Genomic DNA, 15810 nt, shown 5'->3' with positions numbered 1-15810 from the left:
ACAGTTAAAAAACTATCCATTGTACATTTTATCGATAGATATACCCCTTCCCTTAGAAATTTCAGAAGCACTTCTCATTTTAACTAAGGCTTTTATAGCTGCTTTAACCATATTGCAAGGATTCGAAGAACCCTTAGATTTAGATAAGATATTTGTAATTCCAGCTAATTCAAAAACAGCTCTTATTGATCTGCTTGAAAGTATTCCTGTTCCTGTAGAAGCTGGTTTAAGAAAAATTCTTACCCCTCCAAATTTGGCTTCTTGTTCATGTGGGATTGTCCCCATAGATATTCTGGTGATTTTTACCAGGTTTTTTTTAGCATTTTCCCCAGCTTTATAAATAGCATCAGAAACTTCTTTAGATTTTCCAAAACCATATCCCACAGTTCCATTTCCATTTCCCCTAACTACAATAGCATTAAAACTGAAACATCTTCTCCCTTTAGTTACTTTACATATTCTTTTTACTGAAATTAACCTTTCTTTAAACTCAAATGGCATATTCAAAAATCCAATCCCATTTCTCTAGCTCCTTCAGCTAGAGATTTTATCCTTCCGTGATATTTATATCCGTTTCTATCAAAAACTACTTTTACAAGTCCAAACTTTTTAGCTTTTTCCCCTAAACCTTTCCCAACTTCTCCAGCTAAGAAGACTTTTGTTCCATTTAATGATGTAAAACATTTTTCCCTTGAAGAAGCAGATATCAAAGTTATTCCTTTCATATCGTCTATAATTTGAGCATAAATTTCTTTATTACTTTTAAATACAGAAATCCTTGGCCTTTCGGCAGTTCCAAAAATCTTTCTAATTATATTTTTTATACTTTTCTTTTTCATTATTTAAGCTGATTTTCCAGTTTTTCTTAGAATAATTTCTCCAACATATCTTATTCCTTTTCCTTTGTATGGTTCAGGTTTTCTAAGGGAACGAATTTTAGAAGAAACTATTCCAAGAAGTTGTTTGTCATAAGATGTAAGAATAATAAAAGGATTTCTACCTTTTTCAGTTAAAGCTTCTATTTTTATTTCAGAAGGATATTTGATGATAATATTGTGAGAAAAACCCAAATTTAATTCCAGAATATTCTCTCTAGCAGAGGCTCTGTATCCGACTCCAACTAATTCAAGTTCTTTTTTAAATCCTTCCTTAACGCCTATTATCATATTATTTACAAGTGCACGAAATAAACCATGAAATGCACGATCCTTTTTGTTATTGCTGAACCTTCTAACCAACAACATTTCTCCTTCAATACTTAATTGAAGATTATTAGGAATCTCTTTAGATAATTCTCCTAATTTTCCTATAACCTTTATTCTCTCTTCCTCTATTTTTACAATAACTCCCTTTGGAAGTGTAATAGGAAGCTTACCAATTCTAGACATTAGAGATTCATTTCAATAAATATAACATATAATTTCCCCCCCTATGTTTATTTTTTTGGCTTCTTTATTGGTCATTATTCCTTTCGAAGTCGAAAGGATAGCTAAACCCAATCCATTCAAAACACGAGGTAAATTATCAGCACCGCAATATTTTCTCAACCCAGACTTACTTACTCTCTTTAGAGACTTTATAATGGGGTTGTTTGTAACTCGGTCATATTTAAGATAAATTTTTATCTTCCTTATAGGTTTTATCTCATCTTCAAATTTATATCCAGAAATATATCCTTGATAAAATAAAATCTTAGTTATTTCCTTCTTCATCTTGGATGAAGGAATAGAGACTATCCTATGTCCAGCTTTATATGCATTCCTTATGCAGGTTAAATAATCAGATATAGGATCTATATTCATATTTTTTTTTTTAAATTTACCAACTGGCCTTTCTAACTCCAGGAATAAATCCCTGAGATGCTAATTCCCTAAATTTTATACGAGAAATACCAAAATCCCTCATATACCCCCTTTTTCTACCAGAAATACTACATCGATTACATAATCGAACAGGAGAAGCATTTTTTGGCAACCGCTGCAATCCTTCATAATTCATAGATTTTTTTAATATTTTACGTTTTTTAGCATACTTTTGCACAATTTTTTCTCTTTTTCTTTGTCTTGCTTTCACAGATTCTTTTGCCATAAGATTATTTTTTTTTAAAAGGAATACCCAAAAAAGACAATAAAAACCTTGCCTCTTTATCGCTTTTAGCAGAAGTTACAAAAGTAATATTCATTCCTGATATTCTCTTAATATGATCAATATCTATTTCTGGAAAAATAATTTGTTCTAAAATTCCCATGTTATAATTTCCTTTTCCGTCAAATATAGTTTTAACTCCGTTAAAGTCTCGAATCCTTGGCAAAGCTACCGTAATTAACCTATCTATAAATTCATACATTTTAAGATGACGCAAAGTAACTTTACACCCTATTGGAACATTTTTTCGTAATTTAAAACCAGACTCATCCCGTTTAGATAAACAAGGAACTGATTTTTGTCCAGCTATCGCTGTAATTTCTTTTAAAGCATGTTCCAAAATTTTTTTATCATAAATAGATGCTCCGAGTCCTTGATTAAGAACCACCTTTTTAACTCTTGGGGCTTCCATCAAAGAACGATACCCAAACTCTTCCATTAAAAGGGGGATAATTTTTTCCTCGTATAAGATCTTAAGTCTTGGAAAATAGTTCATTGAAAATATTTTTTAGTCAAAAGACTTCTGTAGCTAGGGAAATAATTTTCATATATTCTTTTTTCCTTAATTCTCTAGCTACTGGTCCAAATACGCGAGTTCCTCGCATTTCGCCTGAAGCATGTAAAAGTATGCATGCATTATCATCGAAGTTAATGTAAGATCCATCACTTCTTCGTATTTTTTCTTTAATCCTAACAATTACAGCTTTAGAAACCTGCCCTTCTTTTACACTTCCTTTAGTAGAAGCTTCTTTCACAGAAACAATGATGGAATCTCCTATAGAGGCATATCTTTTTTTACTTCCCCCTAATACACGAATAATTAACGCAATCTTAGCTCCTGTATTATCTGCTACTCTAAGTCTAGATTCTTGTTGTAACATTTTTTCTCAATTTTTATTAATCTCCAACGTTTTTTTTTGCTAAGAGGTCTAGTTTCCATAATTCTGACAATATCATTCTTATTAGCACTATTTTCTTCATCATGTACAGTGTATTTTTTTGTTTTAAAAATACCTTTTCCATATCTGGTATGGGGAACCCTTTTCTCATCATAAACTATGATAGTCTTATTCATTCTATTTTTTAAAACTATCCCTATTCTTTCTTTTCTAGAATTTCTTTTCATATTTTAAAATGTTAAATAAATTTAGTTTTTAAAGGTAATTTATGAGAGGCTAATCGAAGAGCTTCCTTAGCTGTTGTTCTATCAACTCCATCAACTTCGAAAATAATCCTACCTGGTTTAACTACTGCAGCCCAAAATTCTACAGATCCCTTCCCCTTCCCCATTCTAACTTCTTGGGGCTTTTTTGTCATTGGTTTATCAGGGAAAATACGAATGATTAACTTTCCTTCTCTTTTCATAGATCTAGTAGCAGCGATTCGTGCAGCTTCTATTTGACGTGAGGTTATCAAAGTTAACCTCAACGCTTTAATACCATAAATTCCATATGAAAGTTGAGTTCCCCTAATTGCTTTTCCTTTTATCCTTCCTTTTTGTTTTTTATTATATTTAGTCTTGTTAGGCTGTAACATAAGTCAATTAGCTAATGGTTGAAAATTCTCTTTTCCCATAAACTTCCCCTTTATTTATCCAAACTTTAATCCCTATTCTACCATATGTAGTATGAGCTTCTGCTGTAGCATAATCAATATCCATTCGGAAAGTAGAAAGAGAAATTTTGCCCTCTTTGCAAGATTCAGTACGGGCAATTTCAGCTCCATTTAAACGTCCAGAAACTTGAATTTTTATCCCATACACGCTATTCTCCTTATTCTCATCGCTAATTCGCATAGCGGCATAAACGGCCTGTTTAATTACCTTCTTAAACGAAACTCTTTTCTCTATCTGACTTGCAACATTCTTAGCTATTAAACGAGCATCTAACTCAGGCCGTTTAACTTCATGGATATTAACTTGAATATATTTTTTTTTTGTAATGACTTTTAACTCTCTTCTTAACTTATCCACTTCCTCTCCACCTTTTCCTATAACTAAAGAAGGACGAGAAGTAAAAATAGTAACGGTTAGGAATTTAGGGCGCCTCTCTATGTAAATGAGGGAAACGATTCCTTTTAATAAAGATGCTTCTATGTGTTTTCTTATTTTGTAATCTTCTTGTATTCTTTCTGGATAACGTCCAAACCAACTAGATTTCCACCCAGAAATGATACCTAATCTATTAGATATAGGATTTGTTTTATTTCCCATATTTTCTATTTTCTATTTTAACTCTAACGTGGTTAAACCTTTTTCTTATTTGGTGGCCTTGTCCCTGAGGAACAGGGCGCAGTCTTTTCAAAAAGTAAGAATTATCCACTTTAATTTCTTTAACGTACAAATATTCTTCGCTAATGTCTTTGTTTTTCATTTTCCAATTAGCTAAAGCTGAAAACAAAAGTTTCCTCAAAAAGTAAGAGGCCTTTTTTTTATTGAATTCCAAAATGCTTAAAGCGTTCTCTATTCCTACACCTCTAATAAGATCAGCCATAACACGCATTTTTCTAGGAGATATTGGATTACTTCTCAAAGAAGCATATACTATTTTTTTTTTCTTCCGTTTTTCTGAACTTTTTTTATTTAAAATGCCCATTTTTATTTTTTTAATTTTTTCATCTTACTAGTTCTAGTTTTTGATCCTGAATGACCACGAAATACTCGTGTTGGAGAAAACTCTCCTAACTTATGGCCAACCATGTTCTCCGTTATATACACGGGTATATGTTTTTTACCATTATGCACGGCAAAAGTTTGACCCACAAATTCAGGAATAATTGTAGAAGATCTAGACCAAGTTTTGATCAAAACTTTTTTTCCAGATTTCTTATTTGAAAGAACTTTTTCTATTAGTTTGTAAAATACAAACGGACCTTTTTTTAAAGAACGTGCCATATACTTACTTTTTATTTGTAAAATATTTTTGGTATCGAATAGATCTGGTTCTTAATCCTTTGGAGTATAATCCCTTTCTACTACGTGGAAGACCACCTGAAGCTTTACCTTCTCCACCACCCATTGGGTGATCCACAGGATTCATTGCTACGCCTCTTACACGAGGCCTCCTTCCTAAATGACGTGATCTTCCTGCTTTTCCTGATTTAACAAGCTGATGTTCTGAGTTAGATACAGAACCTATAGTTGCCAGACAAGAAGCAAGAATCCTTCTAATTTCACCTGAAGGTAATTTAACAGTTGCGTATTTTCCTTCTTTAGCAGATAATTGTGCATATGAACCTGCACTCCTAGCAATAACTGCACCTTTACCAGGGTTTAATTCTATGCAAGAAATTAACGCTCCAAGCGCTATTTTAGATAAAGGAACAGCATTTCCTAATTTAGGGGTAATCTCTTTTCCAGAGATGACTTTTTGTCCAATATGGATACCCTCCGTAGTAATAATATACCTTTTTTCTCCATCAACATAGAATAATAAAGATATAAAAGAAGATCTATTAGGATCATATTCAATAGATTTCACTATCGCAGGAATTCCAAATTTATTTCTTTTATAATCAATCTTCCTATATTTTCTCTTATGCCCTCCCCCAACATTACGAATAGTCATTTTCCCATAATTATTTCTCCCTCCCCTCTTTCGGATTCCTTTAGTTAGAGACTTTTCTGGAGTCCAGCTAGTGATTTCTTTAAAACTATTCAAGACTTTAAATCTCTGAGATGGAGTCGTTGGTTTAAGTCTTTTTACTGACATATTATTTTTTTTATTTTTTTTAGATATTAAGAATCTCTCCTTTTTTAAGCTCTACTATAGCCTTTTTTCTTTTATTCCGACATACTATGGTTCTTACTCGCTTAACAGTAACATTATACAAGTTGGATATTTCATTTTTAATTTTCATTTTGTTAGAATTAGGATTTACTAAGAAAGTGTAAAAAGCCCCTAAATTATATACAGATTTCTCTGTAATCCAATATTTAATTAATATCATACTTCCATTAAATTTTTATGGACTTCTTCAAGTGAATCTTCCATGAATAAAATGTTCGAAGCATTTAACAGATCATAACTGCTTACCTCATTATAGGTTGCTAATTTAATCTTTTCTAGATTTCTAGAAGAAAGAAATAAATTTTTATTTGGTTTTCCATAAACCATCAAAACCTTTTTTTTCCTTAGATTGAGTAAACTCAATATCCCTAAAAATAGCTTAGTTTTTGGATTTTTTAATAAAAAATTTTCTATTACTTTTAATTTACCTTCTTTCAATCTTTGACTTAGTATAGAACGTTTAGCCAATTTTTTAAATGATTTATTCAATTTAAAAAGGTATTTCTTTGGAATAGGGCCAAAAACTCTCCCTCCTCCTCTAAATAAAGGATTATTGATATCTCCTTTTCTAGACCCTCCTGTTCCTTTTTGACGATGTAACTTCCTAGTACTTCCAGAAACTTCACTACGTTCTTTAGTTTTATGAGTACCTTGACGTTGTGCAGATAAATATCTCTTTATTTCCATGCTAATAGCATGAGTATTAGGATTTATACCAAAAACCTGGTCCTGCAAAATTACTTTACGTCCTGTTTCTTTTCCAGTTATATCAAAAACTTTAACCTCCATATTTTTTAATAATTAAGTAGGAATATTTAGTACCAGGTACTGAACCTTTAACAATTAGAAGATTTTTTTCCAAGTCTATTTTTAGTATTCTGAGATTTTTTACTGTAACCCTTCTATTTCCCATTTTCCCAGACATTCTAACCCCCTTAAATACCCTTGAAGGATCTGATCCTGCTCCAATAGATCCTGGAGCTCTAAGTCTATTATGTTGACCGTGTGTTCTTTCTCCCACTCCAGAAAAACCATGCCGCTTAACAACTCCTTGAAAGCCCCTTCCTTTGGAAAATCCAGTTACATCTACAAATTCTCCTACATTAAAGGAGTTTACAGTAATTTTTTCTCCTAATCTTAATTTATCGCATTTATTTACATAGAATTCTGCTATTTTTTTTTTAGGAGAGACATTTGCTTTTTTAAAATGTCCCAGTAAAGATTTACTGATGTTTTTTTTCTTTTTATCTTCAAATCCTAATTGGATCGAAGAATATCCGTCTTTTTCAAGTGTTTTTATCTGAATAATTGAGCAAGGACCAGCTTCTATAACTGTAGAAGGGATGTTTCTCCCTTGTTCATCAAATAAACTGGTCATTCCAATGTTTTTACCTATTATACTTTTCATAAATAAAAATTAATAGATGCTTAAACTTTAATTTCAAGTTCAACCCCGCTATACAATTCTATTTTCATCATAGCTTCAACAGTTATTGAATTAGCGTTTATTTCTAAATATCTCCTATGTTTGGGCAATAAGTACTGTTCCCTAGATTTTTTATTAACATGTGGAGAACGCAAAACAGTATAAATTTTTTTTTTAGTAGGTAAGGGAATAGGGCCATGAATAATAGATCCAGAACATAATGCAGTTTTTAAAATTTTATTAGCATATCTATCTAGCAATATATGATCATATGACTGCAATTTTATTTTAATTTTTTTATTCATTTTACTTTTGATTTTTCGATTATTTTTTCAGATATGTTAGTTGGTACCTTTTCATAATGAGAAAATTCCATAGTGGATATAGCTCTTCCAGAAGAAAGTGTACGAAGAGAAGTTACATAACCAAACATTTCTGATAGAGGAACTTTAGCTTTGATTATCTTCGTATTATTTTTATCTTCTACGCCTTGCATTATTCCTCTACGTCGGTTAATGTCACCGACGATATCTCCAATATTCCCTTCGGGTGAAACAATTTCTAACTTCATAATAGGTTCTAAAAGAATAGGATTAGCATTTTTTGCAGATTCTTTAAACCCTATTTTAGCAGCTAGTTCAAAAGAAAGTTGATCTGAATCTACTGGATGATGTGAACCATCTATCAAAGTAAGTTTCATAGAATCTACTTCATACCCAGCTAAAGGGCCATTTTTCATAGCCTCCCTAAATCCTTTCTCTATAGAGAGAATGAATTCTTTTGGAATATTTCCCCCTTTCACCTTATTCACAAATACTAAGCCAGATTCTCCCTTTTCAGTTGGTCCTAAATAAAAAATAATGTCTGCAAATTTTCCTCTTCCTCCTGTTTGCTTTTTATATACTTCTCGATGAGAAACCGTAGAAGTTAAAGATTCTTTATACTCAACTTGAGGTTTTCCTGGATTAACTTCTACTTTAAATTCTCGCTTCATTCTATCGATTAGAATTTCTAAATGAAGTTCCCCCATTCCAGAAATGATTGTTTGACCTGTTGATAGATCGTTTCGGACTTGAAAAGTAGGATCTTCTTCTGATAATTTAGAAAGAGCTAAATTCATCTTATCTTGATCAGCTTTAGACTTCGGTTCTACAGCTAAACCTATAACTGGTTCAGGAAAGGATATACTGTCTAAAACAATGGGGTAATTCTCATTACAAAGAGTATCTCCTGTCTTAATATCTTTAAAGCCAACAACAGCTCCAATATCACCTGATTCAAGATTTTCAATTGGATTTTGTTTATTAGCATGCATTTGATATATTCTAGATATGCGTTCTCTACTCCCAGAACGAGAGTTCAGAACATGAGAACCTGCATGAAGAGTACCTGAATAAACACGAATAAAGGCTAAACGACCTACGAATGGATCTGTAGAAATTTTGAAAGCCAATGCTGAAAAAGGTTGATTATTTCCTGGGCTCCGCTTTTCCTCTTTTTCATTTTTTGGATTCTTTCCAAGAATTTCTTTCCTATCAAGTGGAGAAGGAAGGTATTGACAAATCGCATTTAATACGCATTGTACCCCCTTGTTTTTAAAAGAGGAACCACATAACATTGGTGTTATATTCCTGTTAATAGTCGCTCTTGTTACAGTTGAAATAATTTCCTCTTCTGACAAAGAATTTTGATCTTCAAAAAATTTCTCCATTAGAGATTCATTGGATTCTACAATCTTCTCTAAAAGTATTCTACGATATTCTTTAACCTTTTTTTTTAAATTTATAGGAACTGGAATTTCTTTATAAGTCATACCAAAATCATATTCATTCCAAACTAAAGCCTTATTATAAATTAAATCAACTACGCCCTCAAAATACTCTTCACTCCCTATAGGTAGTTGCAAAAGCAAAGGCTCTCCTCCAAGAATTTCTTTTACTTGACGACAAACTTCAAAGAAATCAGATCCCTTACGATCCATTTTATTAACGAATCCGATGCGAGGTATACGATATTTATTCGCTTGTCTCCAAACGGTCTCTGATTGAGGTTCTACCCCTTCTACAGCACTAAAAAGCGCTATAATACCATCTAATACCCTAAGAGATCTTTCTACTTCAACAGTAAAATCTACATGCCCAGGCGTATCAATTATATTTATTTTATATTTTTTATCTCGATACAGCCATTCACAACGAGTGGCTGCTGAAGTGATTGTAATCCCTCTTTCTTGTTCTTGTTCCATCCAATCCATAGTAGCTTCTCCATCATGGACTTCCCCTATTTTATGAGTAATTCCAGCATAGAAAAGAAAACGTTCTGTTGTCGTAGTCTTTCCTGCGTCTATATGAGCTGCTATTCCTATATTCCTTGTATATTTTAGTATTTTTTCCATACATCAAAATCTAAAATGTGAAAATGCTTTATTAGCTTCAGCCATTTTTTGGAGATTTTCTTTACTCTTAACGGCCATTCCTTCTCCTTTGGACGCAGCTATACTTTCTAGAGCCAATCTATCTGCCATAGACTTTCCTTTTCTTTTTCTTGCAGATTCAATTAAATATTTGATAGATCGAGTTATCTTAATTTCTGAAGGGAGAATAACAGGAATTTGTATATTGGATCCTCCAACACGACGAGCTTTTATTTCTACATGAGGCATAACATTTTTTAAAGCTTCTTTCCAAATTTCTAATGCTCCCATTTTTTGATTTCCTTTATTTAAATCTATACTTTTCATAGAATCATAAAATATCTTATATGCCAAGGTTTTTTTTCCCTTTTTAATAATATGACTAACAAAGCGAGTTACTAACGGATCATTGAATTTATAATCAGGTAAATATGTTTTTTTTCTAATTTTTAATTTTCTTAAATAATCTTTTTGATAGATTAATGATTTATTTTTTTTCTTTAGTACGTTTGGTTCCATATTTGCTTCTACTTTTTTTTCGTTTAGATACACCTTCTGTATCTCTACACCCACGCTCTACATGAAGTCTTACTCCTGGTAAATCTCTAGCAATTTTCCCTCCGCTTACTAAAACTATGGAATGCTCCATTAGATTATGCCCTTCCCCTCTAATGTAAGCAATTACTTCTTTTCCATTAGTTAATCTTACTCTACAGACTTTCCTCATAGCTGAGTTAGGTTTTTTAGGAGTAGTTGTGTATACCCGTGTACATACCCCCTTTTTTTGAGGGCAAGAATCTAGAACAAGAGATTTACTCTTTTTTTTCGTTTTATTCCTCCCCTTTCTTATGAGTTGTTGTATTGTTGGCATTGTAAGCAAAAATTTCTTCTTCGGAAGATTCAATATTCAAAACTTCATAAATATATTTAAAAGTGGAAAGCAATCTAGGAAAACCGTCAATTATAGCAATGTTATGTTCAAAATGTGCAGATAGTTTTTTGTCGAGAGTAGTAACTGTCCATCTATCTGGATGAAATTTTATTTTATTAGTTCCTTCGTTTACAATGGGTTCTATGGCTAGAACAAGCCCATCATTTAATTTATTTCCTTTACCAATTTTTCCATAATTAGAAACTATAGGGGGCTCATGTATTTTTCTGCCTAATCCATGCCCTGTGAATTCTCTTACGACAGTAAATCCATTCTTCTCAACGTTATTTTGAATAGCATATCCAATATCTCCAATAAAATTTCCTTTTCTACAAGATTTTACGCCTAGGTATAAAGATTCTTTAGTTATTTTTAACAGCCTTTTGGCTTTAAAAGAGACTTCTCCCACTTCGAAAGTGTAAGCTTGATCACTATAAAAATTATTCATAAAAACTCCACAATCAATAGAAATAATGTCTCCATTAAGTAACGGCTTATTATTAGGGATACCATGTACAACTTGTTCATTCGTGGATCCACAAATTGTATGAGAAAATCCGTAAAGACCTAAGAAAGCTGGAATACCACCATAATCCTGAATAAACTCTCTTGCTAAACGATCTAAATAAAGTGTATTAATTCCTGGTTTTATCTCAGATGAGATCATACCGAGAGTTTTAGAAGCAAGAATAGCACTTTTACGAATCAAAATAATTTCCTCTTTACGATGACTCATCATCTCTAAGCGCTTTAATTCATAAACTAACCCTTATAAAATCTACAATTTTTAAATAAGGATCAAAACTTTTCAAATACTCTCTTACTTTTATTTTTCTATCCAGAAGATAAGATTGATTCAATAAAGTAACTTCAGAAAAGAAGTTTATTAACTTTCCATCAAAAATTCTTCTTTTTACTGATTTTTCTTCTATAATTTTTCGTACACTAGGGTTTTCATCTAAATTCATCGAAGCTATTTGCATAGCAATATTTTTAGATACTTCCTTTATGGAAGGTAAAGCATGAGAAAAACCAACCAATGCTGCTATTCTATTTCCTGTGTGTACGTAAGAATTAACAAAAGAAGCTTGTACTTTTTGAAAATGGCTCAATACAATTTTTTCTGAGAAAAAACCAGATTGCTCTACAATTTTTTCTTTAAATGTTAAATTTTCTGAATAAAAACTATTCAATAACTCTTCTTTTGTATTAACAAAGAAAGATTTATCCACTATTTTCGTAGATAATTTAACGAAATTCTCGTTTCTAGATACGAAATCAGTCTCACTGTTTAATGCTATAATGACTCCTAAATTATGTTCCGAATTTACCTTAGCTGTTAATACTCCCTCGTTAGTTCCTATATGGAAACGTTCTTTAATAATCCTTTTACCTTTCTTTCTAAGTATGCCAATGGCTTTTTCTAAGTCTCCCAAAGATTCCTTAAGAGCCATTTTGCAATCTATCATTCCAGCTCCTGTGTTTTTTCTAAGCTCTTTAATTTGAGAAATTTTTACTTTATACATTTTTTTTATTTATCAGAATCTGTATGATTTTCCTCATTTTCTGTTTTTCTTAAATTAAATCCCTCCAAAATAGATTTTGAAATATAGGATGCTATTACTCTTATAGATTTAGAGGAATCATCGTTAGATGGTATCGGATAATCTACCTTTGTAGGATCAGAATTCGTATCTACCATAGCGAATACTGGTATTTTAAGCTTTTTAGCTTCTGATAAAGCTATATGCTCTTTGCAAATATCTACAATAAAAAGAGCAGATGGTATCTGGTTAAGATTAGATATGGAACTTAGATTTCGTTTAAGTTTTTCCTTAATTCTATCTGCAAATAGTCGTTCTTTTTTTGATAGCATATCGTAAATTCCTTCCTTTTTCTGATTTTCCATATCATCCATATTTTTTATCGATTTTCGAATAGTTGAAAAATTCGTCAGAAGACCAGCCATCCAACGTTCCGTTACATAAGGCATATTTACCGTACGGGCAAAATCCTCTATAACATATTTACCCTGCTTTTTCGTGCATACGAATAAAATTTTTTTGCCTAAAGAAGCAATAGTTCGTAAAGAATTGCAAGCTTCTTCAAGCTTTTTAATTGTTTTTGATAAATTTATCAGATGAATACCCTTTTTTTTAATGAGAATATAAGGCTCTATTTTAGGATTCCATTTTCTAGTTAAATGGCCAAAATGAACCCCAGCCTTTAAAAACTCTTGTTGAATTTTAGCATTTTTTATTTGCATTTTATGTAAATTTTATTTTGATTTAAAATCTTACCGCTTTGTAAATTGAAATTTTTTTCTTGCCTTCTTTTGTCCAAATTTTTTACGTTCTACTTTTCTGGAATCACTAGATAAAAACCCATGGGATTTTAAAATACTCCTATTTTTGGGAGTGAACAAACAAAGAGCCCTAGAAATAGCCAATCGGCATGCTTCAGCTTGCCCATTTATTCCTCCTCCAGAAACATTAATCCTAACCTCAAATTTTTCCAGAGATTCTGTTAAAGAAAAAGCTTTTAAAAGCTTTTCCAGAAGAAGAGTATTACTAAAATACTCTTTATAATTTCTTCCGTTAACTTTCATTTTACCCTTTCCTTCTTTTAAATAAACACGTGCAATCGCACGTTTTCTTCTCCCTATGGAATGATGGGGGTAGTTTAGACTCATTAATTAAATGTCTTTTAAAATTTTAGGATATTGCGAAGCAAATTTATGTTTTTCCCCTTGAAAAACAAAAAGGTTTTTTCTAAGAATTTCTCTTCCTAATTTACCTTTCGGAAGCATTCCTTTTACAGCTCTTTCTATTAATATTTTAGAATTTCTCTCAAATATAAATTTTGCGGGTTCTGTTTTTTTTCCTCCAGGATACCCTGTATAACGTATGTAACATTTTTTTTTCCATTTATTTCCACTTAAATAAATCTTCTTGGAATTAAGAACCATTACTTTATACCCGTTATTTAAATTTGGGGTGTAATTAGTTTTATGTTTTCCTCTAATTATTTTTATTATCTTAGAGGCAAGACGCCCTAGACACTGGCCATTTGCATCAAGTACTACAATTTCTTTTTTATTATTTTCTTTTTTATTACTTGCCAGAATAGTTCTAAAATTTAACGTTTTCATATAATATTACTTCTTATATTTATAAGTTCATATAACTAAAAAAAAAAAAATAAGTATGAGTAAAATTAGTAAAATAATAGGCATAGATTTAGGTACGACAAATTCTTGTGTTGCAGTAATGGAAGGAAATGACCCAGTCGTTATACCAAATTCAGAAGGAAAAAGAACTACTCCTTCCATTGTAGCCTTTGTAGATGGAGGAGAAAGGAAAATCGGAGATCCAGCTAAAAGACAAGCAGTTACCAACCCTGAGAAAACTATTTCCTCCATAAAACGTTTTATGGGAAGAAAATTTTCTGAAATATCAGAGGAGGTAACCCATATTCCTTATAAATTGGTTAAAGGTGAAAATAATATACCAAGAGTGGACATAAATGGGAGGTTCTATTCTCCTCAAGAAATTTCAGCAATGATTCTTCAGAAGATGAAAAAGACTGCTGAAGATTATCTTGGACAAGAAATAAATCGTGCAGTAATAACTGTTCCTGCATACTTCAATGATTCACAGCGTCAAGCAACTAAAGAAGCTGGAGAAATTTCTGGATTAAAAGTAGAAAGAATCATTAACGAACCAACTTCTGCAGCTCTAGCTTATGGCTTAGATAAGAGCAAAGAAAATAAAAAAATTGCTGTATACGATCTTGGAGGAGGAACTTTTGATATTTCTATTCTAGAACTTGGCGATGGGGTTTTCGAGGTTTTATCAACTAATGGAGATAGCCATTTAGGGGGAGATGACTTTGATAAAAGTATAATTGATCTTCTAGCAGAGGAATTCATCTTGAATGAGGGAATAGATCTTAGAAAGGATCCTATGGCTTTACAACGCTTAAAAGAAGCTGCAGAAAAAGCTAAGATTGAGCTTTCTTCTGGAGCTAAAACGGAAATAAACTTACCATATATTACGGCCACTGATTCAGTACCTAAGCATTTAGGAATGAATCTTTCACGTTCTCAATTTGAACAATTATCGGAACGTTTAATTCAACGGTCAATTGATCCTTGCAAAAAAGCATTAGAAAGTACTGGTTTGAGCTATAGAGATATTGACGAGGTTATTCTTGTTGGAGGATCTACAAGAATTCCAAAAGTTCAAAAAGAAGTGGAGAGTTTTTTTGGTAAAAAACCATCAAAGGGAGTTAATCCTGATGAAGTTGTTGCAATAGGTGCCGCGATTCAAGGAGGAGTTCTTTCAGGTGATGTGAAAGATGTTCTTTTATTAGACGTTACACCTCTATCTCTAGGTATAGAAACACTAGGTGGAGTATTTACTAAACTAATTGAAAGCAATACTACAATTCCTACAAAAAAATCAGAAGTTTTTTCTACTGCATCAGATAATCAGCCAGCTGTAACTATTCGCGTAGGACAGGGAGAACGTCCACTCTTTAAAGATAATAAAGAGATAGGTCGTTTTGATTTGATAGATATTCCTCCAGCACAAAGGGGTATTCCTCAAATTGAGGTAACTTTTGATATAGATGCTAATGGTATTTTAAACGTTTCAGCTAGAGATAAAAGTACCAACAAAAAGCAATCCATACGAATTGAAGCTTCTTCAGGATTAAGTTCTGAAGAAATTGAAAGAATGAAGAAAGAAGCTGAAGAAAATGCAGCTAAGGATCAGAAAACTAAAGAAGAAATTGAAAAATTAAATGCATCCGATAACTTAATCTTTCAAACTGAAAAGAATCTAAAAGAATATGGAGAAAAATTCTCTAAAGAGAGTAAAGAAAAAGTGGAGAATGCATTAAAAAAGCTAAAGAAGGCTCATAAAGAGAAAAAAATTGGGGAAATAGAATCTTATATGAAAGAACTTAACGATGTTTGTTCAGGTATTTATAAAGACCTTTATAATCAGAAAAATACTGAAAACACAGAAAAGAATAAAAACAAAAAAACATCTGAAGATGTTCAAGATGTAGACTTCGAAGAAGTTAAGTAAAATAATTAATC

25 protein-coding genes are annotated in these 15810 nt (G+C 31.8%); 1 reads left to right on the top strand and 24 read right to left on the bottom strand.

Annotated features, from left to right (window positions below; genetic code table 11):
- Nucleotides 1-12 precede the first annotated feature (12 nt).
- From rpsE to rplM, 24 genes are all read right to left on the bottom strand, one after another.
- On the bottom strand, nt 13-501 hold the full coding sequence (gene rpsE / locus VF849_00755) for a 30S ribosomal protein S5 (GenBank protein ID HEX9232567.1): 489 nt from the start codon (nt 499-501) through the stop codon (nt 13-15).
- A 2-nt stretch (nt 502-503) separates the two neighbouring features.
- Entirely contained in the window at nt 504-839 is a 336-nt protein-coding gene (gene rplR / locus VF849_00750) for a 50S ribosomal protein L18 (protein ID HEX9232566.1), read from the bottom strand.
- 3 nt (nt 840-842) lie between these two features.
- Nucleotides 843-1388 (bottom strand): 50S ribosomal protein L6, encoded by a 546-nt coding sequence (gene rplF, locus VF849_00745; protein HEX9232565.1) that lies wholly within the window; start codon nt 1386-1388, stop codon nt 843-845.
- 12 nt (nt 1389-1400) lie between these two features.
- Nucleotides 1401-1802 carry a 30S ribosomal protein S8 gene (gene rpsH, locus VF849_00740; GenBank protein ID HEX9232564.1) on the bottom strand — a complete coding sequence of 134 codons (402 nt, stop codon included), beginning with the start codon at nt 1800-1802 and terminating at the stop codon, nt 1401-1403.
- A 16-nt stretch (nt 1803-1818) separates the two neighbouring features.
- Complete coding sequence (gene rpsN, locus VF849_00735; GenBank protein ID HEX9232563.1) at nt 1819-2088, bottom strand: 30S ribosomal protein S14; 270 nt, start codon at nt 2086-2088, stop codon at nt 1819-1821.
- A 4-nt stretch (nt 2089-2092) separates the two neighbouring features.
- The gene (gene rplE / locus VF849_00730; protein HEX9232562.1) at nt 2093-2641 is read right to left on the bottom strand and encodes a 50S ribosomal protein L5; all 549 of its coding nucleotides are present in this window, start codon (nt 2639-2641) and stop codon (nt 2093-2095) included.
- Nucleotides 2642-2657: 16 nt separating this feature from the next.
- Nucleotides 2658-3026: a 50S ribosomal protein L14 gene (rplN, locus tag VF849_00725; protein HEX9232561.1), complete on the bottom strand. Its 369-nt coding sequence runs from the start codon at nt 3024-3026 to the stop codon at nt 2658-2660.
- On the bottom strand, nt 2996-3271 hold the full coding sequence (gene rpsQ / locus VF849_00720) for a 30S ribosomal protein S17 (protein ID HEX9232560.1): 276 nt from the start codon (nt 3269-3271) through the stop codon (nt 2996-2998). Before rpsQ ends, rplN begins: the two co-directional genes overlap by 31 nt.
- Nucleotides 3272-3282: 11 nt before the next feature.
- Nucleotides 3283-3681 carry a 50S ribosomal protein L16 gene (gene rplP, locus VF849_00715; protein ID HEX9232559.1) on the bottom strand — a complete coding sequence of 133 codons (399 nt, stop codon included), beginning with the start codon at nt 3679-3681 and terminating at the stop codon, nt 3283-3285.
- A 7-nt stretch (nt 3682-3688) separates the two neighbouring features.
- Nucleotides 3689-4357 carry a 30S ribosomal protein S3 gene (gene rpsC, locus VF849_00710; GenBank protein ID HEX9232558.1) on the bottom strand — a complete coding sequence of 223 codons (669 nt, stop codon included), beginning with the start codon at nt 4355-4357 and terminating at the stop codon, nt 3689-3691.
- Nucleotides 4347-4739, bottom strand: a complete 393-nt coding sequence (gene rplV / locus VF849_00705; protein ID HEX9232557.1) for a 50S ribosomal protein L22 — start codon at nt 4737-4739, stop codon at nt 4347-4349. The genes rpsC and rplV overlap by 11 nt, the downstream gene beginning before the upstream one ends.
- A 2-nt stretch (nt 4740-4741) precedes the next feature.
- Entirely contained in the window at nt 4742-5038 is a 297-nt protein-coding gene (gene rpsS / locus VF849_00700; protein ID HEX9232556.1) for a 30S ribosomal protein S19, read from the bottom strand.
- Between the two features lie 4 nt (nt 5039-5042).
- Nucleotides 5043-5855, bottom strand: coding sequence for a 50S ribosomal protein L2 (gene rplB / locus VF849_00695; protein HEX9232555.1), 813 nt, complete (start codon nt 5853-5855; stop codon nt 5043-5045).
- 234 nt (nt 5856-6089) lie between these two features.
- A complete protein-coding gene (rplD, locus tag VF849_00690; protein HEX9232554.1) occupies nt 6090-6722 on the bottom strand; it encodes a 50S ribosomal protein L4 in 633 nt (210 codons plus the stop codon).
- Nucleotides 6712-7341: a 50S ribosomal protein L3 gene (gene rplC, locus VF849_00685; protein ID HEX9232553.1), complete on the bottom strand. Its 630-nt coding sequence runs from the start codon at nt 7339-7341 to the stop codon at nt 6712-6714. The genes rplD and rplC overlap by 11 nt, the downstream gene beginning before the upstream one ends.
- 20 nt (nt 7342-7361) lie before the next feature.
- Nucleotides 7362-7664 carry a 30S ribosomal protein S10 gene (gene rpsJ / locus VF849_00680; GenBank protein HEX9232552.1) on the bottom strand — a complete coding sequence of 101 codons (303 nt, stop codon included), beginning with the start codon at nt 7662-7664 and terminating at the stop codon, nt 7362-7364.
- Nucleotides 7661-9754 (bottom strand): elongation factor G, encoded by a 2094-nt coding sequence (gene fusA, locus VF849_00675; protein HEX9232551.1) that lies wholly within the window; start codon nt 9752-9754, stop codon nt 7661-7663. Before fusA ends, rpsJ begins: the two co-directional genes overlap by 4 nt.
- 3 nt (nt 9755-9757) lie before the next feature.
- Nucleotides 9758-10291: a 30S ribosomal protein S7 gene (gene rpsG, locus VF849_00670; GenBank protein ID HEX9232550.1), complete on the bottom strand. Its 534-nt coding sequence runs from the start codon at nt 10289-10291 to the stop codon at nt 9758-9760.
- Complete coding sequence (gene rpsL / locus VF849_00665; protein HEX9232549.1) at nt 10260-10643, bottom strand: 30S ribosomal protein S12; 384 nt, start codon at nt 10641-10643, stop codon at nt 10260-10262. The genes rpsG and rpsL overlap by 32 nt, the downstream gene beginning before the upstream one ends.
- Entirely contained in the window at nt 10603-11442 is an 840-nt protein-coding gene (gene map, locus VF849_00660) for a type I methionyl aminopeptidase (GenBank protein ID HEX9232548.1), read from the bottom strand. The genes rpsL and map overlap by 41 nt, the downstream gene beginning before the upstream one ends.
- 16 nt (nt 11443-11458) lie before the next feature.
- Nucleotides 11459-12229 (bottom strand): translation elongation factor Ts, encoded by a 771-nt coding sequence (gene tsf, locus VF849_00655; protein HEX9232547.1) that lies wholly within the window; start codon nt 12227-12229, stop codon nt 11459-11461.
- A gap of 5 nt (nt 12230-12234) precedes the next feature.
- Nucleotides 12235-12969: a 30S ribosomal protein S2 gene (gene rpsB, locus VF849_00650; protein ID HEX9232546.1), complete on the bottom strand. Its 735-nt coding sequence runs from the start codon at nt 12967-12969 to the stop codon at nt 12235-12237.
- 30 nt (nt 12970-12999) lie between these two features.
- The gene (gene rpsI, locus VF849_00645; protein ID HEX9232545.1) at nt 13000-13395 is read right to left on the bottom strand and encodes a 30S ribosomal protein S9; all 396 of its coding nucleotides are present in this window, start codon (nt 13393-13395) and stop codon (nt 13000-13002) included.
- Nucleotides 13396-13398: 3 nt separating this feature from the next.
- Nucleotides 13399-13854 carry a 50S ribosomal protein L13 gene (gene rplM / locus VF849_00640; GenBank protein HEX9232544.1) on the bottom strand — a complete coding sequence of 152 codons (456 nt, stop codon included), beginning with the start codon at nt 13852-13854 and terminating at the stop codon, nt 13399-13401.
- A gap of 64 nt (nt 13855-13918) precedes the next feature.
- Between rplM and dnaK the strand changes: the two genes are divergently transcribed.
- Nucleotides 13919-15799 carry a molecular chaperone DnaK gene (dnaK, locus tag VF849_00635; GenBank protein ID HEX9232543.1) on the top strand — a complete coding sequence of 627 codons (1881 nt, stop codon included), beginning with the start codon at nt 13919-13921 and terminating at the stop codon, nt 15797-15799.
- The last annotated feature ends 11 nt before the right edge of the window (nt 15800-15810 follow it).

The organism is Blattabacteriaceae bacterium, assembly GCA_036390115.1.
In the GTDB taxonomy this organism is placed as follows: Bacteria; Bacteroidota; Bacteroidia; order Flavobacteriales; family Blattabacteriaceae; genus DASQPV01.
Note: the sequence above shows the minus strand (reverse complement) of the source record. Positions and strands in the feature narration are given on the sequence as shown.